Annotated in this window: 20 protein-coding genes and 1 tRNA gene; 11 read left to right on the plus strand and 10 right to left on the minus strand. The window is 63.9% G+C overall.

From position 1 onward, the window contains the following. Positions 1-73 precede the first annotated feature (73 nt). The 4 genes from QCM77_RS16155 (at position 74) to QCM77_RS16170 (ending at position 3113) form a co-directional block, all read left to right on the plus strand. Positions 74-1303, plus strand: a complete 1230-nt coding sequence (locus QCM77_RS16155) for a CaiB/BaiF CoA transferase family protein (RefSeq protein WP_279662369.1) — start codon at positions 74-76, stop codon at positions 1301-1303. 31 nt (positions 1304-1334) lie between these two features. Further along, positions 1335-2213, plus strand: a complete 879-nt coding sequence (locus QCM77_RS16160; RefSeq protein WP_279661873.1) for a beta-keto acid cleavage family enzyme — start codon at positions 1335-1337, stop codon at positions 2211-2213. A 103-nt stretch (positions 2214-2316) separates the two neighbouring features. Next, complete coding sequence (locus QCM77_RS16165; protein ID WP_279661875.1) at positions 2317-2532, plus strand: hypothetical protein; 216 nt, start codon at positions 2317-2319, stop codon at positions 2530-2532. A gap of 188 nt (positions 2533-2720) precedes the next feature. Beyond that, on the plus strand, positions 2721-3113 hold the full coding sequence (locus QCM77_RS16170) for a RidA family protein (RefSeq protein WP_279662370.1): 393 nt from the start codon (positions 2721-2723) through the stop codon (positions 3111-3113). 187 nt (positions 3114-3300) lie between these two features. Here the strand turns inward: QCM77_RS16170 and QCM77_RS16175 are convergent, their stop codons facing one another. Then, positions 3301-3972: a TetR/AcrR family transcriptional regulator gene (locus QCM77_RS16175; protein ID WP_279661877.1), complete on the minus strand. Its 672-nt coding sequence runs from the start codon at positions 3970-3972 to the stop codon at positions 3301-3303. 227 nt (positions 3973-4199) lie between these two features. Between QCM77_RS16175 and QCM77_RS16180 the strand changes: the two genes are divergently transcribed. From QCM77_RS16180 to QCM77_RS16190, 3 genes are all read left to right on the plus strand, one after another. Next, positions 4200-5435, plus strand: a complete 1236-nt coding sequence (locus tag QCM77_RS16180; RefSeq protein WP_279661879.1) for an acyl-CoA dehydrogenase family protein — start codon at positions 4200-4202, stop codon at positions 5433-5435. A gap of 157 nt (positions 5436-5592) precedes the next feature. Continuing rightward, complete coding sequence (locus QCM77_RS16185) at positions 5593-6651, plus strand: phosphotransferase family protein (protein WP_279661881.1); 1059 nt, start codon at positions 5593-5595, stop codon at positions 6649-6651. 202 nt (positions 6652-6853) lie between these two features. Further along, on the plus strand, positions 6854-7480 hold the full coding sequence (locus tag QCM77_RS16190; protein ID WP_279684213.1) for a LysE family translocator: 627 nt from the start codon (positions 6854-6856) through the stop codon (positions 7478-7480). 475 nt (positions 7481-7955) lie between these two features. On the opposite strand, the gene argE is transcribed toward QCM77_RS16190, so the two are convergent. Together argE and QCM77_RS16200 are read right to left on the minus strand one after the other, a co-directional pair. Continuing rightward, complete coding sequence (gene argE, locus QCM77_RS16195) at positions 7956-9128, minus strand: acetylornithine deacetylase (RefSeq protein WP_279684214.1); 1173 nt, start codon at positions 9126-9128, stop codon at positions 7956-7958. A gap of 915 nt (positions 9129-10043) precedes the next feature. Next, positions 10044-10829 (minus strand): SDR family NAD(P)-dependent oxidoreductase, encoded by a 786-nt coding sequence (locus QCM77_RS16200; protein ID WP_279684215.1) that lies wholly within the window; start codon positions 10827-10829, stop codon positions 10044-10046. Positions 10830-10962: 133 nt separating this feature from the next. On the opposite strand from QCM77_RS16200, the gene QCM77_RS16205 reads away from it, so the two are divergent. Continuing rightward, complete coding sequence (locus QCM77_RS16205) at positions 10963-11661, plus strand: histidine phosphatase family protein (RefSeq protein ID WP_279684216.1); 699 nt, start codon at positions 10963-10965, stop codon at positions 11659-11661. Positions 11662-11732: 71 nt separating this feature from the next. Next, positions 11733-12500 carry an SDR family NAD(P)-dependent oxidoreductase gene (locus QCM77_RS16210; protein WP_219683752.1) on the plus strand — a complete coding sequence of 256 codons (768 nt, stop codon included), beginning with the start codon at positions 11733-11735 and terminating at the stop codon, positions 12498-12500. 159 nt (positions 12501-12659) lie between these two features. Here QCM77_RS16210 and QCM77_RS16215 read toward each other — a convergent pair whose 3' ends face one another. Further along, the gene (locus QCM77_RS16215; RefSeq protein ID WP_279684217.1) at positions 12660-13895 is read right to left on the minus strand and encodes a serine hydrolase domain-containing protein; all 1236 of its coding nucleotides are present in this window, start codon (positions 13893-13895) and stop codon (positions 12660-12662) included. A gap of 163 nt (positions 13896-14058) precedes the next feature. Here QCM77_RS16215 and QCM77_RS16220 point away from each other — a divergent pair. Further along, positions 14059-14134: transfer RNA gene (locus QCM77_RS16220), tRNA-Trp, on the plus strand. Positions 14135-14228: 94 nt separating this feature from the next. On the opposite strand, the gene QCM77_RS16225 is transcribed toward QCM77_RS16220, so the two are convergent. The 3 genes from QCM77_RS16225 to QCM77_RS16235 form a co-directional block, all read right to left on the minus strand. Beyond that, a complete protein-coding gene (locus tag QCM77_RS16225) occupies positions 14229-14990 on the minus strand; it encodes a glycosyltransferase family 2 protein (protein WP_279684218.1) in 762 nt (253 codons plus the stop codon). 100 nt (positions 14991-15090) lie between these two features. Then, positions 15091-15597 (minus strand): hypothetical protein, encoded by a 507-nt coding sequence (locus QCM77_RS16230; protein WP_279661898.1) that lies wholly within the window; start codon positions 15595-15597, stop codon positions 15091-15093. 8 nt (positions 15598-15605) lie between these two features. Continuing rightward, a complete protein-coding gene (locus QCM77_RS16235) occupies positions 15606-16112 on the minus strand; it encodes a hypothetical protein (protein WP_279684219.1) in 507 nt (168 codons plus the stop codon). Positions 16113-16288: 176 nt separating this feature from the next. Between QCM77_RS16235 and QCM77_RS16240 the strand changes: the two genes are divergently transcribed. Further along, positions 16289-17938, plus strand: a complete 1650-nt coding sequence (locus tag QCM77_RS16240; RefSeq protein ID WP_279684220.1) for a hypothetical protein — start codon at positions 16289-16291, stop codon at positions 17936-17938. Here the strand turns inward: QCM77_RS16240 and QCM77_RS16245 are convergent. The 3 genes from QCM77_RS16245 to QCM77_RS16255 are packed head-to-tail and all read right to left on the minus strand — an operon-like array spanning position 17928 to position 21381. After that, positions 17928-18962 carry a Gfo/Idh/MocA family protein gene (locus tag QCM77_RS16245; RefSeq protein WP_279684221.1) on the minus strand — a complete coding sequence of 345 codons (1035 nt, stop codon included), beginning with the start codon at positions 18960-18962 and terminating at the stop codon, positions 17928-17930. The genes QCM77_RS16240 and QCM77_RS16245 overlap by 11 nt on opposite strands. A 3-nt stretch (positions 18963-18965) precedes the next feature. After that, positions 18966-20171 (minus strand): class I SAM-dependent methyltransferase, encoded by a 1206-nt coding sequence (locus QCM77_RS16250; RefSeq protein WP_279684222.1) that lies wholly within the window; start codon positions 20169-20171, stop codon positions 18966-18968. Then, positions 20164-21381 (minus strand): class I SAM-dependent methyltransferase, encoded by a 1218-nt coding sequence (locus QCM77_RS16255; protein ID WP_279684223.1) that lies wholly within the window; start codon positions 21379-21381, stop codon positions 20164-20166. The genes QCM77_RS16250 and QCM77_RS16255 overlap by 8 nt, the downstream gene beginning before the upstream one ends. Positions 21382-21423: the final 42 nt, after the last annotated feature.

Here is a 21423-nt window from a genome sequence, read left to right on the forward strand (position 1 = left end):
AATGGTGTATCCGCAGGGAGCGCGGTCCGCTGCGAGCCGCCGCGCCAAGATCCAGTTCCCGGAGGAAATCGTCATGTCGGCCCTGCCGCTTTCAGGCATCAAGATCCTTGACCTCACCCGCGTGCTTGCCGGGCCGTTGTCGGCCCAGATGCTGGGCGACCTCGGCGCGGAGGTGATCAAGATCGAGCGGCCGGGCACCGGCGACGACGCGCGCGCCTTCGGCCCGCCTTATCTGACCGACCCCGAGGGCAAGGCCAACAACAACAACTCGTTTTACCTCTGCGCCAACCGCAACAAGAAGTCGGTCACGGTCAACATCGCCAAGCCGGAGGGGCAGGCGATCATCCGCGAGCTCGCCAAGGACGTCGACGTCTTCATGGAGAACTACAAGGTCGGGGATCTCAAGCGCTACGGCCTCGACTACGAGACCATCAAGGCGATCAATCCCGGCATCGTCTATTGCTCGGTGACCGGCTTCGGCCAGACCGGCCCTTACGCGCCGCGCGCCGGCTATGACGCCATCCTGCAGGCGATGGGCGGCCTGATGAGCGTCACCGGCCATATCGACGGCGAGCCCGGCGAGGGCCCGATGAAGGTCGGTCCGTCGATCGTCGACTACATGACCGGCATGAACACCTCGATCGGGATTCTCTCGGCGCTGTATCATCGCGACGCCAATGATGGCGTGGGCCAGCACATCGACGTCTGCCTGTTCGACACCGTCATCGCGTCGTTGTCGCACTGGCTGCAGATCTACCTCGTCAACGGCAAGACGCCGCCGCGCCGCGGCACCTGGGGCAATGGCGGCATGCCGGCCGGCGTGTTCCGCTGCACCGACGGCGAGCTGATGCTGGTGGTCGGCAATGACGGCCAGTTCCAGCGTACCTGCGCCGTGCTGGGCGAGCCCGAGCTCGCGAGTGACAAGCGCTTCGTCAGGAACAACGACCGCGTCGTGCACGGCAAGGAGATCATGGCGATCTTCGCCGGCCTGTTCCTGAAGCAGCCGGTGGCCTACTGGCTGGACAAGCTGGAGGAGGCCGGCGTGCCGTCGGGTCCGATCAACAATTTCGAGCAGGTGTTTTCCGATCCGCACGTCCAGTCGCGCGGCATGCGGGTGAAGGTCGACCATCCCTTCGAGCCCGATCTCTCGCTGATCCGCAACGCGCTGACGCTCTCGGAAACTCCGATCGAGACCTACCGCGCCCCGCCGCTGTTAGGGGAGCACACCCAGGAGGTGCTCGAAGGCAAGCTCGGCTATGATGCCGGCAAGATCGAGACGCTGAAGCAGCAGGGTATTATCTAGCTGGCTCGTATACGAGCAAGGGACAGCACGCATGACCCCCACCAAAACCATCATCACCTGCGCGATCACCGGCAACCTCACAAAGCCCGAGCAGTCGCCGCATCTGCCGATCACGCCGGAGCAGATCGCGACGTCGGCGCTGGAGGCCGCCGAAGCCGGCGCCGCCATTGCCCACATCCATGTCCGCGACCCCGCGACGGGGCGGCCCTCGATGTCGATCGACCTCTACCGCGAGGTGGTCGCGTTGATCCGCGCCCGCAACAACAGCCTGGTCATCAACCTGACGACCGGTCCCGGCGGACGTTTTGTTCCTTCCATCGAGGATCCCCGCATCGCCGCTGCAGGCACCACGCTGCTGCCCCCCGAAAAGCGCGTCGAGCATATCGAGCTGCTCAAGCCCGACATCTGCACGCTCGACCTCAACACCATGAATTCCGGCGGCGAGGTGGTGATCAACACCCCGCGCAACGTCCGCATCATGGCCGAGCGGATGAAGGCGGCCGGCGTGCTGCCCGAGATCGAGCTGTTCGATTCCGGCGACTGCCATCTCGCCCGCGACCTCTTCGCCGACGGCACGCTGAAGGGACCGGGCCTGTTCTCGCTCGTGCTCGGCGTCAAGTACGGTTTCTCCGCCACGCCCGAGACGATGTTCTATGCCCGCAGCCTGTTGCCGCCGGGCGCGATCTGGTCCGGCTTCGGCATCGGCCGCGCCGAATTCCCGATGGTGGCGCAAGCCTGGCTGCTCGGCGGCCACGTCCGCGTCGGCATGGAGGACAACCTCTATATGTCCAAGGGCGTGCTGGCGAAGACCAATGCCGAGCTGGTCGCGCATGCCGCCGGCATCCTGAAAAGCCTGGGGGCGAGCGTCGCGACCGCCAACGAGGCGCGCGCAATGCTCGGGCTTGCCTGAGGCTTGCGGGCAATCCCCAGATAATCCCGGTCCGTACTTACACAGGCTTCCGCTCGGCGCGCGACTCAGATTCGATCCTTCCACTCAGTCCGGGAGGGAACGAATGTCCTACACGATCGGGTTTCAAGCCAAGAACCAGAAGGCAATCCTGGCGACCGAGGCGGCAACCGCCAATCAGGCCGTCGCCATCATTGCCGCGCTGCGGCGAAGCTCCGACGAAATAAAGTTCATCCGCTCGCCGCAGGAAGGCGAGATGGGCATCGAGATGCTGCTGTTGCTCGCCAAGGAAGAGGCCGAGGAGATGCCGCAGCACGCCTAAAGCGCGATCGCGCTTTAGGTTGTTGTTCGAGCATGATCTTTTCGGAAAACCGCTTCGCACTTTTCCGGATCATGCTTTAGGCGGTTCAGCGACCACACTTCGATCAGAAGCGAAGCATGACGGCTGCAAGATGATGTAGCAAGCCGTCATCTCGCTCGAACCGAAGGTGGCCGCCCATGCAACGCGAAATGAAACGCGAAGCGCTCCGCGTCGAACCGATCTCGTCCTTTCTCGACCGCGTGAAGGCACCGACCTCGCCGGTCACGCGCGCCGGCAACATGATCTTTGTCGCAGGGCTGCCGCCCTTCGACCCCGAGACGGGCGAGATCGGGGGGATGCCGATCGAGCGGCAGAGCGAGATCATCATGGAGCAGATGAAGCTGTGCCTGGAGACGGCCGGCGCCTCGCTCGACAACGTCATGAAGTGCAACGTCTACTGCACCTCGACAAAGCATTTTGCCGCGTTCAACGCGATCTATGCGCGCTATTTCCCGCAAGATCCTCCTGCGCGGATCTTCGTCTGCACGCCGGAATGGTTCGGCCCCTTCGACGTCGAGATCGACTGCATCGCGATGATGTGATGCCCCCGGCGGGCCCGGCTTCCTTGCGTCCATCCTTCGAGACGCCCGCTCGGGCGGGCTCCTCAGGATGAGGCTGGAGTGCGCAGCGACAGATTTAACGAGCGGCAGTGCTGGTTGGCCTCATCCTGAGGAGACCGCGAAGCGGTCGTCTCGAAGGACGAGGCGTGCGCGCGGTCGCGCTCCTTCGTCAACGTGCGTCTCTCGCCAGCGCGCGCGCCGGCGGCCTGGTCTCCACCTTTCCCGCCGTCAGCGCCATCGTCGCCACGCTGACGACGCGCGCGACGACGTCCTCGACGTCGTCGAGATCGCATTTGCCTTCCGACAATTTTGTCAGCCGCTCGCTCTCGCGGATGGTGTGGTGCGCCATGGCGAGCGCGAAATTCAGGCCCCAATAGATATCGACGTCGCCGCGGTCGGGCAGGGCGCGGCGCATTGCGCCGGCGAATTTGCGCAAATGGTCGATCTCGCGGTTCTTGATACGGCGGATCGGTGGCACGGATTCGATCGAGGCGCGGATCATGAAGCGCGCCGCGGTGGAGCGCTGGTTCTCGGGGCCAAGGCAGCCGCGCAGCGTCGGGCCGACCAGGGCATGCAGGATCACCTCGATCGGCGCGCGGCCGCCGCCTTGCTCCTCGGCTGCCTTCAATTCGCGCAGGCGCTCGCGGTTGGTGGCGATCGAGCGGGTGACGAACAGCTCCGCGATCAACTCGTCCTTCGAGCCGAAATGATAGTTCACCGCCGCCAGATTGACATTGGCCTCCGCGACGATGTCGCGCAGCGTCACGTCGCCGAACCCGCGATCGGCATAGAGCCGTTCGGCGGCGGCGAGAATGGCAGTCCGGGTATGATCGCTGGCCATGGGTGCCCCTCGGGGAGGGAGTTGCAATTCAAACACTTGTATGAAACTATCGTTTGAAGGCCGGGAAAGTCAATCCGCAATCGGGATTCGTTCGCAAGCTCGCGAACTGGTTCCGGAGCGGCCACAGGCCGCGCATTCGCACTTGCGGGTGGCGCGGTGCGGGTGGACAGTCCGGCGCAAAACAAGTTCGCCAAAACAAGTTCGCGAAGAAAGATGAGGAGCGTCCCATGGATTTCGATCTGTCGCCGAAGCAGCAGGAATGGCTCGACCGCGTGCGGTCCTTCATGGCCAAGCATGTGCGCCCGGCGGTGCCGGTCTATGATGAGCAGGATCGCGCCGGCGAACGCTGGAAGGTGATCCCGGTTCTCGAAGACCTCAAGAAGAAGGCGAAGGCCGAAGGCCTCTGGAACATGTTCATGCCGCCGAACGAGCATGAGGACGACGAATTTCGCGGCGCGGGATTGACCAATCTCGAATACGCGCTGCTCTCGGAACAGATGGGCCACATCTCCTGGGCTTCGGAAGTCTTCAATTGTTCCGCGCCCGACACCGGCAACATGGAAGTGTTCATGCGCTACGGCTCCAGGGAGCAGAAGCGCAAATGGCTGCGCCCGCTGATGGACGGCGAAATCCGCTCCGCCTTCCTGATGACGGAACCGGCGGTGGCCTCGTCTGACGCCACCAACATCGAGACCAGCATCGTGCGCGACGGCGACCACTACGTCATCAACGGCCGCAAATGGTGGTCGTCCGGCGTCGGCGATCCCCGCTGCAAGATCGCGATCCTGATGGGCAAGACCGATTTCAAGGCGGCCAAGCACCAGCAGCAGTCGCAGATCCTGGTGCCGCTCGACACATCAGGCATCAAGGTCGAGAAGATGCTGCCGGTGTTCGGCTTCGACGACGCGCCGCATGGCCACGCCCAGGTGCTGCTCGATAACGTGCGGGTGCCGAAGGAGAACATCCTGCTCGGCGAAGGCCGCGGCTTCGAGATCGCGCAGGGCCGCCTCGGTCCCGGCCGTATCCATCACTGCATGCGCACCATCGGCAAGGCCGAGGAGGCGCTGGAGAAAATGGTGAAGCGGCTCACCTCGCGCACCGCCTTCGGCAAGCGGATCGTCGAGCATTCGGTGTGGGAGCAGCGCATCGGCGAGGCCCGCACCAATATCGAGATGACGCGGCTCTTGTGCCTCAAGGCTGCCGACATGATGGACAAGGTCGGCAACAAGACCGCGCAGGCCGAGATCGCCATGATCAAGGTCGCAGCCCCCAACATGGCGCTGAAGATCATCGACGAGGCGATCCAGGCATTTGGCGGCGCGGGCGTGTCGGACGAAGCCGGCCTTGCCAAGGACTACGCCCACATCCGCACGCTCCGTCTCGCCGACGGCCCGGACGAGGTGCACAATCGCGCCATTGCCAGGCTTGAAGTTCGGAAGTATGCAAACTCTTCCAGTCATTGAGCAGGTCATCAAGAGGGAGGGCCGCACGGCGCTCCCGACCTGAAGAAACGACAGGGCATGATCCGCTTCAGTGACCGCTTGACGCAAGTGCGTCAGCGGTTACCGATTAGGATCATGCTCGACCTGAAATGGTCAGGACTGAAGAGGGAGCGTCATCGTGGCTGACGGCGTCAGGAAAGACGAAGAGTTCTCGGGCACCAAGCCGGTCGAGGAGCGGCATCGTATTGACGAGATGCGGCTTGAGGCCTGGATGCGCGATCACGTCGAAGGCTATCAGGGACCGCTGGTCGTCCTGCAATTCAAGGGCGGCCAGTCCAACCCGACCTACCGGCTCGACACGCCCGGCCGCTCCTATGTGATGCGCCGAAAGCCGTTCGGCAAATTGTTGCCGTCGGCGCATGCGGTCGACCGCGAATATCGCGTGATCGCGGCGCTGGGAAAACAGGGTTTTCCGGTCGCGCACGCCTATGCGCTCTGCCAGGACGACAGCATCATCGGTTCGGCCTTCTACATCATGTCGATGGAAGACGGCCGGGTGTTCTGGGATCCGACGCTGCCGAGCCAGACGCCGGAAGACCGCCGAAAAATCTTCACCAGCAAGATCGAGACGCTGGCAAAACTCCACATGTTCGATCCCGTCGCAATCGGTCTTGGCGAGTTCGGCAAGCCCGGCAATTATTTCGCGCGCCAGATCGATCGTTGGACCAAGCAGTATCGCGCGTCCGAGACCCAGACCATTCCGGAGTTCGAGAAGGTCGCCGAATGGTTGCCGAAGACCGTGCCGGAGCAGGCGCGCGTCTCGATCGTCCACGGCGACTATCGCCTCGACAACATGATTTTCCACGCGACGGAACCGCGCGTGCAGGCCGTGCTGGACTGGGAGCTGTCGACGCTCGGCGATCCCATGGCCGACTTCACCTATCTGTTGATGCAGTGGGTCATGCCGGGCCTCGAGGGCGCCGACCTCAAGGCGCTCAACATCCCGAGCGTGGAAGAAGCCGCGCAGATCTATTGCAACGTCACCAAGACGACGGTGCCCGATCTCAACTGGTATTTTGCTTATAATCTGTTCCGCCTCGCGGGCATCACGCAAGGCATCGCCGGCCGCGTCCGCGACGGCACCGCGGCGAACGCCAAGGCGCTGGAATCAGCCAAGCGCACCGTGCCGCTGTCGAAAGCGTCATGGGAGTACGCGCAGAAGGCGGGGGCGGTATAGGGAATGCGAAGGCGTGGCCGATGTGGCTGTGCCTTTTTGCGTTGTGGGTGGCTATCTGTACACACTCGGTGTCATTGCCCGCGAAGGCGGGCAATCCAGTATTCCAGAGCCGGCAGTGCCTGAACCGGGCCGCCGCGGCGTACTGGATGCCCCGGTCAAGCCGGGGCATGACAGCGAGGTTGCGGTGACGTAAGCTGACCGCATGATTGACCACACCACGCTCATCACCTACATCCTTATCGTCCTCGGCTTCGTCTTCATTCCCGGTCCGGCGACACTCCTCACCATGGCGCGCGCCGCGAGCTCGGGAACCAAGGTCGGCATCGCGACGGGCGCGGGAATTGCGGCCGGCGACGTGGTCCACACCACCATGGCGATCGTCGGCCTCTCTGCGATCATCGCAACTTCGGCGCTGCTGTTCAGCGTCGTCAAATACGCGGGCGCAGGCTTCCTGATCTACCTCGGCATTCGCGCCATGCTCGACGAGACGCCGATCGAGGTGAATGGAGGCACGCCCGCAATCAGCGCAGCGCGGGCATTCCGGCAGGCCGTGCTGACCGAGGTGCTTAATCCGAAGACTGCGCTGTTCTTCCTGGCGTTCCTGCCGCAGTTCGTCCGACCGGAATACGGCTCGACGACGCTGCAGCTCGCGCTGCTCGGCGCTGTCTTCGTGTTGCTCGGCCTCGTTAGCACGGTGGTGTTCGCCGTCGGCGCCGGCCGTCTCGGCAATCTTCTGCGCCGCCATCCAGCCGTCGTGAAATGGCAGGGCAAGGTGGTCGGGACCATCTACTGCGCGATCGGCGTGCGGCTGGCGTTGCAGGAGCGCTGAGCCCGTAGGGCGGACCAGCGATTAGTCCGCCGCTCTCGTGTCCCGAACGCGGTGCAGCACGTCACTTCGTGCCGCAGCGCGTTCAGGACACGATATCGGTCTCGGTCAAGACCTAATCGGGCCAGCGCAGAAGGGCTGCCTCGCGGGATACGAGGTTTTGACAATGGCTCACCGCAAACTCGCGCGCCCAAGTCTCGGCTTCTTCGATCTTGGGCTGCAAGTCGGCTAGCGCTCGTGCCTGCCAGTGGATTTGATCGTGTCCGAGAGGGAGCGCGTCAGTCTCCGAATCGATCCCAACGAAAGGCAAGATGTCGGGATCGTCTTCCAGTTTTGCCTCGAATCGACATCTCGCGATGATGCGAGCCGCTTCGATCGCGGTCGTCGCTCGGGACAGCACTTGCTTTGCCGCGTCAAGGATTTGCCGGCGCGCCGCGGTGATCTCGGGAAGATTCCGACTCATTGCACCCCCGACGCATTAGCCCTTCACGCAATGCGCGATCAGCTTCTCCACGAAGCCTGCGCATTTCTCCAGCTCCGCCATCTCCACGAACTCGTCCGGCGTGTGCGCCTGCGCGATTCCGCCGGGGCCGATCACCACTGACGGGATGTTGGCCATGCTGACAAACAAACTCGCCTCGGTGCCGAAAGCGACCTTGGCGTGGTCGTTGCGGCCGGCAAGGCTCTTGGCCAGCGTGACGATGGCGGCGTCGGCGGCCGTGTCGAGCGCGGGATAGTCGAGGATCTCCTCGAAATCGATGCCGCACTCGGGGCTCTTCGCCTTCATTGCCGGCTCGATCTCGGCCTTGGCCCAGGCGACGATCGCATCCGTTACCTCCCTGGACTCGGTGATGCCGATGCCGCGGCATTCAAAATCCACCGTGCAGGTATCGGGCACGATGTTCAGCGCGGCGCCGCCATGCACGATGCTGGTCAGCAGCGTCGAATGCGGAACGTCGTAAAGGCTGTCGGCCGATCGCACGGCTGCGAGCTTTACGGCGCGGCGGCGGATCTCGACGATCAGTTCGGCTGCATATTCGATCGCGTTCACCCCGTCGGGCGCGATCGAGGAGTGGCGGGCGAGGCCATGGAACGTCGCGCGCACGCCGTGCTTGCCCTTGTGGCCGATGATCACCTTCATCTCGGTCGGCTCGCCGATGAAGGCGCCGAGCGGTTTTATCCGTTTCTTCGCGATCTCGCGTAGCATTGGCCGCACGCCGACGCAGCCGATCTCCTCGTCATAGGAGATGGCGAGATGAATTGGCGTTGCGAGCTTCGCCTCCAGCATCTCCGGCACCATGGCGAGGCACACCGCGACAAAACCCTTCATGTCCGTGGTGCCGCGGCCATAGAGCTTGCCGTCGCGCTCGATCAGCTTGAACGGATCGTGGCTCCAGTCCTGCCCCACGACAGGCACGACGTCGGTATGGCCTGATAGCACGAGGCCGGGGCGGTGTTCAGGTCCAATGGTGACCCACAGCGAGGCTTTCTGCCCGGTCTCGTCGACGATGCGCTCACCCTTGACGCCGAGCGAGGCGAGATAGCTCTCGATATGGGCGATCAAAGGCAGGTTGGAGCGATCGCTGATCGTGTCGAAGCCGACGAGGTCGGCGAGCAGCTTGCGGATACGGTCGGGTCTTGAGCTTGGCATTTTCACGTTCTTGTCAGGAGCAGGGAAGCTGACGCAGCTTGCATGAACCATACCAACGTCGTGCTCCTGTGAGCAAATCAACATGTAGGTCCCGTAGCCCGGGTGAGCGAAGCGATACCCGGGGCGGCTCGTGGTGGGAATCCCGGATGTCGCTTCGCTCATCCGGGCTACAAGACCTTGCTTGCCCGTCGGGCAAAACACCCAATCTGTCGGTCAACGCACGCCGCCGAAAATATTCCACTTTACCGAAATTCGGAAACGGCGTATGTGTCGCCGCAACCCGGCCCAAGGAAGAGGGGCGTATCGCGATCGTCACGAATTGGACGCTGATAACATCGGCGCGAATGGTTTCGCAGGGCGGGCAACCGTGAGCGGAGTCACCGCGCACACGACCGGTGTGATCGGCGTACGGCAAAATCGTGTGGTCCTGACGCCCGGGGTCTGTGCGTCAAGTCTTGCGGTGATGTGGCGGCCCAACCGGGCGCGCGCATCAGTCATCTGCACGGCGACGGGGGCAATAGTGCATCGCTCCCCGGGGAGAGCACGTCATAAGCCGTAAAGCCACTGCGCAGGGAAGGCCGGATGTTGGGCTTCACCTGTATGCCGCTGTGCAGCCTCTTGTAGCGCAACCTTCGCACAGTGGACCGCGGGTGCCAGCCGGCACCCGGTCTTCCCTGCGCCCTTTCATTTGAGGGTGAGGCGATGAAGCAAAGCTCGGGCGAACACGCCGCGAGGATGCGATCCCATGTCGGCTATTCAACAACAGTCTCGTGCCCCGGACGCAGCGCAGCGCCCCTCAGCGGTGCGCTGCAGAGCCGGGGCCCATGCAGCAGCGAGTGCCGCAGCCTCCTGGGCCCGGCTCTGCGCAGCAGCGTAAGAACGCTGCAGCGCGTCCGGGACACGGGGGCACCGCTATTAAACCGGCTTGCCCGTATACGGCATCGACGCCGTCAATCCGCCATCCACCGGGAACGCCTGGCCGTTGACATACGAGGCCTCGTCGCTGGCCAAAAACAATCCCATCGCCGCGAGCTCGTGCGGCTGGCCGGGGCGCTTGAGCGGATTGAGCTGTCCGATCTTGTCGGCGGTGCCGCGCTCCTTGGCGCGGTCGAAGATCGGCTTGGTCATGCCGGTCTCGATCAGGCCGGGACACACGGCATTGATGCGCACGCCGGTGCCGGTGAGCGAATAGGCCGTGGTCTGCACCAGGGAGATGACGCCGGCCTTGCTTGCCGCATAGGGATGACCGCTGGCGCCGGCCTTGAGGCCCGCGACGGACGCGGTCAGCACGATCGCGCCGGACTGCTGCTTCACCATGTGCGGCATCGCATGCTTCACCGCGAGAAACGGCCCGATCAGATTGATCCGCAAAACCTCCTGCCATTGCTCGACGGTCTGCTCGCCGAGCGGGACGAGTCCGCCGGAGACGCCGGCATTGGCCCAGATCACGTCGAGCCGGCCGTGCGTCTTCACCGCTCTGTCGATCACGGCCATGACGTCCTGTTCGGAGCCCGCATCCGCCATCATCGCTTCCGCGACACCGCCGGCCTTCTTCACCTCGTCGACCGTCTCCTTCACCGCCTCGGTGCGATCGACCGCGATCAGCTTGGCGCCTTCTTTGGTGAACAGCAGCGCAGCCGCGCGGCCGATGCCGCTGCCGGCACCGGTGATGATGACGGATTTGCCTTGCAGACGGCCCATGCGTTTCTCCCTTTGGTTCGTACGCGACGCTTGCCGCGCGACGGAATTTCAAACAAGATTTCAAACGGTAAAGTGTCTTGAGACACGTTCGCTACTGACGTACAGCGACATCACACGGGATGGAAGGGTTTCGATGGCAGGTGCAGACAAGCCCAATGTGGTCACGACACGCTGGTGGTGGGTCCGCCACGCGCCGGTGCGCAATGACGGTGGCAACATCTACGGTCAGGCCGATCTCGCCTGCGACACCAGCGATACCTACGTCTTCAATGCTGTTGCCAAGGTGCTGCCACGCAATGCGGTCTGGTATTCGAGCAATCTGATGCGCACGCATCAGACCGCCGAAGCGATCTGGGCGGCCGGTTTTCCGCGGCCCGCGTTGATGACACGGGAAGCGGACCTCGCCGAGCAAAATCTCGGGCGATGGCAGGGCATGAACCGCGCCGAGTTCATCGCCAGCCGCCCCGTCGGCTCGAGCTGGTTTGCCGATATCAACGAGCCCGCGCCCGGCGGCGAAAGTTTCATGGACCTCTACGACCGCACGCGCCGCACCATCGAGCGGATCAACAATGAGGTGGCCGGGCAGGACGTGATCGCGGTCGCACATGGCGGCACCATCAAGGCTGCGCTGGGGCTGGCGCTCGATGGCCAGCCGGAGCGGGGGCTGTCGTTCGACATCGACAATTGCTCGGTGACGCGGCTCGACTATTTCGCGAGCCCCGAGCGTAAGGTCTGGCGGCTGCCGATGGTGAACCAGCAACCGTGGATCGCGGACGATGCGCACGCGGCGATGCATCAGCCGGCAGGGCCGGAAGTCAAGAAGCTCGCCTGAGTCGTTGCCCGCTCGCGCGGACGCGGCGTAAGCTCCAGGCCAATTCAAATCATAACTGTTGGGAGAGAAGCATGACCTTGTTCGACATGAAGGGGAAAGTCGCCGTCATCACCGGTTCGACGCGCGGCATCGGGCTTGCGATCGCCGAGCGCATGGCCGAGCACGGCGCCAAGGTGGTGATCTCGTCGCGCAAGGCCGACGTCTGCGACCAGGTCGCGAAGGGCATCAACGACAAGTTCGGCAAGGGCACGGCGGTCGCGATCGCCGCCAACATCTCGTCGAAGGAAAACCTGCAAAACCTCATCGACGAGAGCAACCGCGCCTTCGGCAAGATCGACGTGCTGGTCTGCAACGCCGCATCGAACCCGTATTACGGTCCGCTCGCCGGCATCTCCGACGATCAGTTCAGGAAGATTCTGGACAACAACATCGTCGCCAACAACTGGCTGATCTCGATGGTGGTGCCGCAGATGATCGAGCGCAAGGACGGTTCGATCATCATCGTCTCCTCGATCGGCGGCTTGAAGGGCTCGACCATCCTCGGCGCCTACGCGATCTCGAAGGCCGCCGACATGCAGCTCGCGCGCAACCTGGCCTGCGAATATGGCCCGCACAACATCCGCGTGAACTGCATCGCGCCCGGCCTGATCAAGACCGACTTTGCGAAAGCGCTGTGGGACAATCCGGAGAACCTGAAAGCCTCGACCGCGCGTTCGCCGCTGCTGCGCATCGGCATCCCCGACGAGATCGCGGGCGCCGCGGTGTTCCTGGGCTCGAAGGCCGGCGACTTCATGACCGGCCAGACCATGGTGATCGACGGCGGCGCGACGATCAGTTGAGGCCCCAGTAGGTGTCATCGCCCGCGAAAGCGGGCGATCCAGTACTCCGCGGCGGGAGTTGCGTGAACGAACTGTCGCCACGGAGCACTGGATGCCCCGGTCATGCCGGGGCATGACAGCGAAAATGTGGGATGCAGCGCCGCGTATAGCGGCGCCGTCTCACTCCACCGCCGCGTAAACCAGATCCCGCACCAGCGTCCGCGTAAAATCGCGCTGTCCCGGGCCCTGGCTCATGAACACGACGAATAGATCCTCCTTCGGGTCGATCCAGAAGAACGTCCCCGCAATGCCGCTCCAGAAATACTGGCCGACGCTGCCGGGGAACGGCGCGATGCCGGCGTCGCGGCGCACGGCGAAGCCGAGACCAAAACCGTGACCAGGGGCGAGCAGGGTGCCGTTGGTCACAACGCCGGGCCCGAGATGATCGGAGGCCATCAGCTCCAGCGTCTTGCGGCCGATGATCCTGTTGCCGTCGAGGGTGCCGCCGTTGCGCAGCATCAGCCCGAAGCGGGCATAGTCCATGGTGGTGGAGACGAGGCCGCCGCCACCGGACTCCATGATCGGCTGTTCGAGCATGTTGAACAGCGCGACCTTGTCGCCGGTCCAGGGATCGGCCGCGAACGGCTCGGCGAGCCGGCCGGCGTTGGCCTCGCTGGTCGCAAAGCCGGTCTCGGCCATTTGCAAGGGCGCGAGAATGCGCTCGGCGAGGTACGTGCCGAGCGACTTGCCGCTGACGATTTCGATGATGCGGCCGAGGATATCGGTGGAGCGGCTGTAGTTGAACTCGTCGCCGGGATGGCAGACCAGCGGGAAGCTCGCCACCAGCGCGGCGTGCTCGGCGTTGGTGATCTTGCGGCTGCGCACCCGCGAGTCCTGGTAGATCTTGTGCACAGGGCCGTCGCCCTGGTGCTCGTAGGTCAGGCCGGAGGTGTGGCGGAGCAGGTCCTGCACCGTCATCGGGCGCTTCGGCGGAACCAGTTCCAGCTTGCCGCCGCTGACCACGCCGACCTTTTGGTCGGCGAACTCCGGGATGAATTTGGCGACCGCATCGCCAAGCAGCAGGTGGCCGTCCTCGACCAGCGCCATGATGCCGACCGACACGATCGGCTTGGTCATCGAGAAGATCCGGAAGATCGAATCATGCGCCATCGGCGCCGAACCCGTCGGGCTCTGCTTGCCGAGCGCCTCGACCCAGCCGACCTGGCCGCGTCGTGCCACCAGCACGGTGACGCCCGGAATGGTTCCCTTGTCGATCTCGCGTTTGAAGGCGTCCGACATGACCTGGAGGCGCGGACGTGACAGCCCGAGCGTCTCGGGGCGGGCTTCCGGCAAAGGCGGGGTCTTCGGCGCGATCGAGCGTCGAGGGGCGGCTGTCGCAGACGCTTGGGCAGTCATGGGCACTCCCGGTTGCGTATCATTATTCGGGACGGACTGTGGCCCAGAAGGCGCGGCACGAACAAGCGAAGCCAGCGCGCTTCACCCTTGCAATCCGGCCTTGCAATCCGGCCGCCCCCTGTGCTTCAAAGCGGCCTGATCCGGGCGGCAACGCAGGGTCCGTAGGAGTGTAGCTCAATTGGTAGAGCACCGGTCTCCAAAACCGGGGGTCGCAGGTTCGAGCCCTGCCACTCCTGCCAGCGAAATCAAACACTTAGATCAGGTGCTGGCAGAACGGGGACCATATCCCCGTGCGCGACTCGTCGTGCATCGCGACCCGGGCTCGGCTGTCGCCTAGCGCGCGGAGGTCCGCCCGGCGTCAACGGGAGCCTGGCTGAGATCGACGTCCCGGATGGGGACGCGGCGGAGCAGCGAGACGATGGTCCCGCCGAGCTCGAAATAGGTCCGCAGCCGCATTGCACGGGACGACCCCTTCAGCTCCGCGTTCAGGCTGACCGGCACCTGCACGTGGGTAAGGCCGAGCTGGAGCAGCGAGATCAACGCACAGATCTGATAGCCGTAGCCGTCGGCCTTGACCGCGATCTGGCGCAGCCATTTCACGGGGTAGACGATCATGCTGTGGTAGTCGGACAGCCAGAATCCGAACAGGCAGTTCAGCATGAACCGCAGCGAATGCGACTGGATCGAGCGGTTGACGGAGCGGTCCGACTGGTTGTCGCGATACGTGATGACGATGTCAGCGGCGCCCGCCGCCTTGAACATCCTGGCGATGCCTTCGTTCTGAAAGGCATGATCGCCGGGAATGAGCGTGATGGCATCGAACTTCGCGCGCGACAGGGCATATTCGAAGCTGGCGCCGACGCCCCGCCGTTCGGCGTTGTGATGCACGACGATCCGCGGCTCCCTGGTCGCGAACTCGTCCATGATCGCACCGGTGGCATCCGTGCTGCCGTCGTCGATCAGGAAAATCTCGAAATCGTCGAGCAGCTCGCGGGCGAGCGGCAGCACGCCGTCGATAGTGTCGGCGATCTTGTCCTGCTCGTTCAGTGCAGGGATGACGATGGTAAGCTTTTTTGCCGCCCTGGAAGGTGTCATCGCACTCTTACTGTTGGAACCCGCCCACGACCCTAAGTGATCGGGACCAGGCAAACAATATCGGTGGCGCAGGCTGCGCGGGAGAGTGGCATTCGGGCCACTAGTCGGTGAACTCGTAGAGGCCGGTGTTCCCGATGCCAAACGCCTGGCGCAGCCTCCCGATCCGGCTGGCCATGGTCTGGCCCGCCGCCGTCGCGGCAAAGCGCGAATCAACCTGTTCGACCAGGCCGCCGTCGATCAGGATTTTGGTCCGTCCCCGGAACAGATCCGGAACCTGCCGGTCGACGACATCCGAAAGCGGAGCCGTCCGGCCGGGCCGATCGACAAGACCAAGCAGGATGTCGAGCGAGACCGATTTGTAGGCTGCGCCGAAGGCGAACACATAGCCCATGACGCAAAATCCGAAAATCGATGCGGCGTCCCAGTACCGGAATTGCGGGACGATCAAGACGCCCAGCAGCACGCCGAGAAGATGCGACACGACCGCGGCAAGCGCGAGCAGCATCACCGGCGCAAGCGGCCAGGCTTGGACACGAGCCATGAACTGCATGGCAGGCGCCAGCAGGGCAAAAGCGACCACAGCGATGAGACCGACGGCGAATGACATTGTGGCCGTTATCCAAGACCCGTTGAGAAACGAACGAGCTTGACGAGATGGGCGACCGCGAGTCCCTTGGTCGTCGGGGCCAATTTGCTGCCGGCCGTCGTTACCATTCCCGCCCCGATCAGGAGCTTCAATCGATTGTGTGCGAAGGTGCCGAGATCTCCGCCCTGCGTGTAGGCCGCAGCCCATTGTTCCGCGGTGAGGGGACGTCGGGCCTGGACCAGCGCCGTGAGCAGCGTCAGCGTAAAGCCCCAGGCCAGCAGACTGAACAGGACGTAGCAAAGCATCATCGCCGTCGCCAGCAGGAAGAGGCCGCCAACCACGTCGTCGAGATGCCGTGGACCCGGAAGCGCGATGCAGGCGATCACGAAAATGGCGATGACGCTGAGGCAGCCCAGCCGAAAACGGCGGCCGGCTCCGCGAATGGCAGGGATACGCGCGTAGCACAGCAGCAGCAGCGGAAGTACGGCACTCAGACAAATCGCAGCGGTCTGCGCCGGACCCGGTAGGAAGCTCATCGCGAAAATCGCCTCGGACGCCTCGGTGCTGCCCAGCCTGGGCGGTGTCTATAGGAGGTCGCATTTTTGGGGTCAATGATCAATTGGGAGTTCGCCATCCGGCTCTTGCGGCGGCCAAACGGGCGTGCGAACTCTTGCCGCCGATGCCGTCTCTCACCCGTCCCAGCACATCCGCAATGCGTCGCGCGACAGCCGTTCTGCTGGCGCTGTTGCTGGCCGCGCATGCGCCGATGCTCTTGAACGATGGCCTCTTCATGGACGACTGGCTGGTGCTCAAGCCGCGTCCGGACTTCATGATCGATATCGATTTCCTCCTGCGCGGTGCGGGCCATCCGATCTTCTTCAGCTACGACACGTTCGCCAACTGGACCGGCGCGCCGATTGCCGTGATGGTGTCGCTGGCGTTCGCCGGAATCTTGCTCGGTGCGATGTCACTGGCGCTGACCGCAACGCGACTCGACCTGCTCGACCGCGCCGAGGCGGTCGGCTTCGCGCTGATGGTCTGGACCTATCCCGGCTATCAGCTCTGGGCGGGCAAGGCGAACGCGGTCTACGTGCTCAGCTTTGGGCTGCTGTTCTTCGGTGCCTGGCTGTTGATGCTGGCCTACGGCGCGCGCGGCATGCGGTGTGCGCTGCTTCGCCTGGCCTGCGTGCTCGCGTTCATGCTCAGCTTCGCACTCAACTCGACGATCGTGCTGTATGCTTTCGTGATGCTGGGTCTCTTCATCGCGGTGTGGCGCAGCGGCGACGCGGCGCAGGGACTGATCCAGCGCACATGGCGTGCTGCGTGGTACTGCGTGACCCGTTATCCGGAATTGGCGGTGCTTCCCCTGGTCTATTGGGGCGCGCTCAACATCTGGTTCAAACGTACCGGCGTCTATGCGCAACATTACAATGCCCATTTCCCGACGCTCGGCGAACTGGCGAGGGGCTGGCAGCTATTTTTCGTCACCAGCTATTGGGACGTCGTGGCCACCGCGTTCCAGCTGGCGATCGGTGCAAGCGCGCTGCTCGTTGCCACCGTACTGCTCGTCAGCGCCGCCGTGTTCCTGTTGCGCTCCGAGGCAGAGCCGACCGCGGCCAGATATGGGATCGCCGCGCCGCTCCTGCTCGCCGTTGCCTTGTTTCTGGCATTGTCGTTCCCCTATCTGGTTGCCGGGTTGCAGCCCTCCGCCACGCATTTCTATGAGAGCCGCCACCTGCTGATGTTCGGCCTGCCATCAGCGTTGACCCTGTTCGCTCTCAAGCGTTGGGCCGAGCGTGCGATCGGTCCGAAGGCGGCCTTCATGGTCGTGTTCGGGGTCGGATCGGTGCTGTCGATCGGCGTGCTGTGGAACACTTACATCTTCATGCAGGCGAGAACGCTGAAGCAGGAGGCTCTCGCGAAGGATCTCGCGAGCCGGGCCCAGCCGGCAGCAACGGTGTTTGCGCTCGATGACGGTTTCGTCGACTACCCGTCGCGCCACGTGCCGTTCGGCTTCGCCGAGGTCAGCGGCATGCTCCGTCTTGCCTGGGGCAATCAGCCCTTTGTCGGATTTGCCTTGCGCGCCGAGCGGCCGAGCGTCCTGCAGGAATTGGAAGTGGCCCGAACCGCGCCAAGCAGCGCGTTTTCTCATCTCGATCCATCGGGCCCGCAGGCGACGATTTCGCTTCAGCCGGGTCCTGCCGCCGCGCCGAACCAGGCACTGGTGCAGAAGTACTACGCATGCCGGCTGCTGGCGCGCTGTGAGGTTTCGCAGCTCCTCGATCAGATCGCGCGGGTAACCATCAAGATGGGGCCCATCGCCGGGATTCTACCGCTCGACGGCGCGAAGCCTAGCCGCTGAGCCGCCGTTTCCAGATCGCTTCTGCAAGGGCGATGTCGGCCACGGAATCTTCGCCGGAAGCCAGCGGCGTCCTCTGTTCGACCATATCGGCGACGAATGCATCGGCCTGACGCCGAAACGCCCAACTCGTGTCGCGCGACAATTGCGTGCGTTGTCCTTGCTGATCGAGGATAACGTCCGCCTCCTGCTCGGCAAAAGGCGGGGGCAATTCGATGGTCAGTGCGCCCCGCTCGAACTCGATGCTCAGTCCCTCGCGCCAGACGCCTTCGGATCCATTCGCGAGTTGCAATGCGCAGGCGACGCCGTCGAAGTCGAGTGTCACGGTCGCCGCGCCCGAGGGCTCGACGGTGCTTTCGGCGACTGCCGGCGACGATCCGAGCACGTAGCGCGCGAGATTGAGGATATGGCTGAACACGTTCAGAAAATTGTCGTAGCCGGGTCGCATCGCGCCCGGCATCCAGTCGGGGCCGTCCTGCCAGAGCTCGAGCCCGTCCGGCCGCGCTTCACCGGTCATGACGAAATTGTCCTGCGCCCGGCCAGTGTTGCCGCCAAAGCACCAGCCTCGCGCGCCGATAATGCGTCCAAGCGACTGATCCGCTCGAATGCGCGCCAACTCGGCTACCGCGCGCGCCACGCCGGCGTCGTGACGCTTCATATAGCCGATGCTGTAGACGAGGTTTTGCCGCCCTGCCGCCTCGGCCAGTGAAACGGCCTGAGCCGTGGTGTAGGCCATCGGCTTTTCCGACAGCACATGCCGGCCGCTGTTCAACGCATCCAGCACGATCGGACCGGTAGCGCGACGCTTCGTCACGACGACGACGGCGGACACCTCGCTGTCCGCCAGCAGATCCCGGTGCGTGCCGTAGACCCGCGCGATGTCGAATTTTTGCGCCGCTGCGGCGGCGAGATCAGGCCGGAGATCGGCGATCGCGACAACACGGCAGGCGGGATTGGCGGCGAAATTGGCGAGGTGGCACATCTGGCCGACCATGCCCGTTCCGATGATGCCAATGCCCGGCCTCACTTGCTAGGATCCCTCGAAGCGCTTCCGGATGACGAGGAAATGCGCCGGCTGTCCCCAGGTGTTGATGAACGCCGGGTCTGACTGGGTGAGGGCGGTGACCGCGGACACGTCGCGTCGCCCGATCGCACCAAAGATGCGATGGAAACTGTCGAGGGTCGCAATGATGGCGTCGATGTCGGAAGCATCGTCGGCGAGAATATCCGTCGTCCGTATCGTCTCGCGCAGCGACGCGAGGCTCGCGATCACGAGGGGCAGGCTGTCGCCCAAGGGATCGTCGATCATCGCATCGACATCGAGGACCAGTGTCTCGATCGTAGCCGAGATCGCGTCGACCGCTTCGGTCCGGCCGGCCAGATAGAGCTTCCGTCCGCCGAGAAAGCTCAGACGGCTGCGGCCGAGATGGCGCGTCGCGCGCCGCAGCTTCTCGTCATCGGACAGGATCATCTTGTGCCAGTAGACGTCCAGGCTGTCGCGATAGGCCGGCCACGCCGAATGGATATCGAATCCCTGCCCATGCGCCGCCGTACACAACGCTCCCGCGTCGAGGAAGTAGCGGTGCCGGACGAAAGGATTTTCGAGCACGTCCATCAGCCAGGATTCGAAGCCGCGCGTGTGCGGAATGCTGATCCATTTCGCGTCGAACAGCATCTTCGCGGTTTCGAGCCCGGGACGGCCCGTCAGTGCCTTGCCGGCCGCATGAATCGCCTTGAGCGCGAGCTCGAAGAAGCCGCCGTAGCGCTCATAGTAGGAAACGACGGCGTAACCGTCCGGATTGAGCAGCCGGTGAAAGATGCCGAGCCAATTTTCAGTCGGCTGCACCGTGTAGATGAATCCTTCGGCATCGATGATGTCGAAACGACGATCGCTGCGAAATCCTTCGACATCGGACGATACGAGTTCGCGGAGACGTTGGGCTTGGCTGAAATGCGTGAAGTAAGCCTGGATTTTCGCGTGCGCATGCCGGTTCGGCTCGGCGAGCGTCATGTTCGCGCCCCAGCCCGCAAACACCAGCGCGTTCTCGCCGGAATCAGGGCCGAATTCGAGCACGTCGGCGTCGCGGAACAACCGCGGCGGCAGCACCAGCTTGTCCGAAAACAACTCGCGCCGCAGGCCGGCATAGGCTTCAAGTTCGGCGGCGGATTTGAAATTCCCGAACGTCGGTAGGACGTCCTGACGTTCGTAGTAGTTGAAGAGCTTGTCGTCAGCCATGCCGCGACCCTGCGGCCGCCTCGAGGCGATCGAGCTCGTTCCAGATGTCCGAGGGCGCGAAGATCGAAACGATGTGGAGCGGACGCTTCACGTTTTCGCGCAGCCGGCTGCTGACCTTGTCTTCGTTCTCCTGGTTCACGGCGAGAAGACAGACGAGCGGATCCGACTTGCCGGCGAGGTCCTCCGGCGCGCGGATCGGAATGCCGGTGCCGGGCAGGAACAAGCCCTGGCGCTCCTTCTGGTCGTCGACCGAGAGGTCGACGAGATCCGCGAGTTCATGGGCATTGGTGAAAGTGCAGGCGCGGCAGCCGGCGCCGTAGATGGCGATCTCGGCGCCGTTGGCGCGGGCCTTGGCGAGGATCGGGCGAAGACGCTCGCCGTACTCCCTTGCGCGCCGACCGAATTTCTCGCCGACGCCGGACGGTGCGGGCGGCGCCGTCACGTCGCGCGTCGCGCGTCGCGCCGCGATCGCGAGGCTGCCGCCGCTGAAATTGTATTTCTTCACCGACACCGCCTCGAAGCCGTGGCGCGCCAGCAGCGCGAGCAGCGTCGGTTCGGTGAAGTAACTGACGTGCTCCTCCCACAGGACCGAGAGGTCGCCCGCCGTCGAGCCGGGTGCGAAATCAGGCACGTCGATGAACAGCAGCCCGTCGTCGCGCAACGCGATCTTCACGCAGTCGAAAAAGTTCTCGAAATCGACGATGTGCTCCAGCACCTGGCGCGAGACGACGAGGTCGAACTGGCCGGCCTGGGCGACCGCGTCGTGACACAGCGCCGGGCTGATCATGTCGGCATAGACTTTGATGCCGCGCTCGCGGGCGATCTTGCCCGACACCGGGTTGGGCTCGACGCCCACCAAAACTTTCGCGCCACGTTCGCGAAGCTTGTCCATGAACAGGCCATCGTTGCATCCGATCTCGAACACCGATTGATGGCTCGAGAATTTGGCGATGGTATCGAGCTCGTCGACCTGGTGCGGCTCCGGCTTCCAGCTGCTGAAATTGTAGTTGAACTGCCGGTACAGAATGTCAGGATCAATCGGCTTGACGATCTGGGGCAGGCCGCACTCCCCACACGCCAGCACCTCGAACGGATACCGTTCATCCTGTTCGTCCCGGCTGTGCCGAAGCCGATGCGCAATCGGCATCTGTCCGAGGTCGATGACCGGGCGCAAATTGGTCGAATGGCAGAGGCGGCAATGATCGGTCACGGGTTTGGCTCTGTGCAGGAAAAGCAGGGGAACATCGGCGCC

Origin of the sequence: Bradyrhizobium nivariense (assembly GCF_029846695.2) — a bacterium.
In the GTDB taxonomy this organism is placed as follows: domain Bacteria; phylum Pseudomonadota; class Alphaproteobacteria; order Rhizobiales; family Xanthobacteraceae; genus Bradyrhizobium.

What these genes read in the sequence shown, in the direction of transcription:
- QCM77_RS16155 (WP_279662369.1), top strand. Translation starts at nt 74, where the DNA reads ATGTCGGCCCTGCCGCTTTCAGGCATCAAGATCCTTGACCTCACCCGC.
- QCM77_RS16160 (WP_279661873.1), top strand. Translation starts at nt 1,335, where the DNA reads ATGACCCCCACCAAAACCATCATCACCTGCGCGATCACCGGCAACCTC.
- QCM77_RS16165 (WP_279661875.1), top strand. Translation starts at nt 2,317, where the DNA reads ATGTCCTACACGATCGGGTTTCAAGCCAAGAACCAGAAGGCAATCCTG.
- QCM77_RS16170 (WP_279662370.1), top strand. Translation starts at nt 2,721, where the DNA reads ATGAAACGCGAAGCGCTCCGCGTCGAACCGATCTCGTCCTTTCTCGAC.
- QCM77_RS16175 (WP_279661877.1), bottom strand. Translation starts at nt 3,972, where the DNA reads ATGGCCAGCGATCATACCCGGACTGCCATTCTCGCCGCCGCCGAACGG.
- QCM77_RS16180 (WP_279661879.1), top strand. Translation starts at nt 4,200, where the DNA reads ATGGATTTCGATCTGTCGCCGAAGCAGCAGGAATGGCTCGACCGCGTG.
- QCM77_RS16190 (WP_279684213.1), top strand. Translation starts at nt 6,854, where the DNA reads ATGATTGACCACACCACGCTCATCACCTACATCCTTATCGTCCTCGGC.
- argE (WP_279684214.1), bottom strand. Translation starts at nt 9,128, where the DNA reads ATGCCAAGCTCAAGACCCGACCGTATCCGCAAGCTGCTCGCCGACCTC.
- QCM77_RS16200 (WP_279684215.1), bottom strand. Translation starts at nt 10,829, where the DNA reads ATGGGCCGTCTGCAAGGCAAATCCGTCATCATCACCGGTGCCGGCAGC.
- QCM77_RS16205 (WP_279684216.1), top strand. Translation starts at nt 10,963, where the DNA reads ATGGCAGGTGCAGACAAGCCCAATGTGGTCACGACACGCTGGTGGTGG.
- QCM77_RS16210 (WP_219683752.1), top strand. Translation starts at nt 11,733, where the DNA reads ATGACCTTGTTCGACATGAAGGGGAAAGTCGCCGTCATCACCGGTTCG.
- QCM77_RS16215 (WP_279684217.1), bottom strand. Translation starts at nt 13,895, where the DNA reads ATGACTGCCCAAGCGTCTGCGACAGCCGCCCCTCGACGCTCGATCGCG.
- QCM77_RS16225 (WP_279684218.1), bottom strand. Translation starts at nt 14,990, where the DNA reads ATGACACCTTCCAGGGCGGCAAAAAAGCTTACCATCGTCATCCCTGCA.
- QCM77_RS16230 (WP_279661898.1), bottom strand. Translation starts at nt 15,597, where the DNA reads ATGTCATTCGCCGTCGGTCTCATCGCTGTGGTCGCTTTTGCCCTGCTG.
- QCM77_RS16235 (WP_279684219.1), bottom strand. Translation starts at nt 16,112, where the DNA reads ATGAGCTTCCTACCGGGTCCGGCGCAGACCGCTGCGATTTGTCTGAGT.
- QCM77_RS16240 (WP_279684220.1), top strand. Translation starts at nt 16,289, where the DNA reads ATGCGTCGCGCGACAGCCGTTCTGCTGGCGCTGTTGCTGGCCGCGCAT.
- QCM77_RS16250 (WP_279684222.1), bottom strand. Translation starts at nt 20,171, where the DNA reads ATGGCTGACGACAAGCTCTTCAACTACTACGAACGTCAGGACGTCCTA.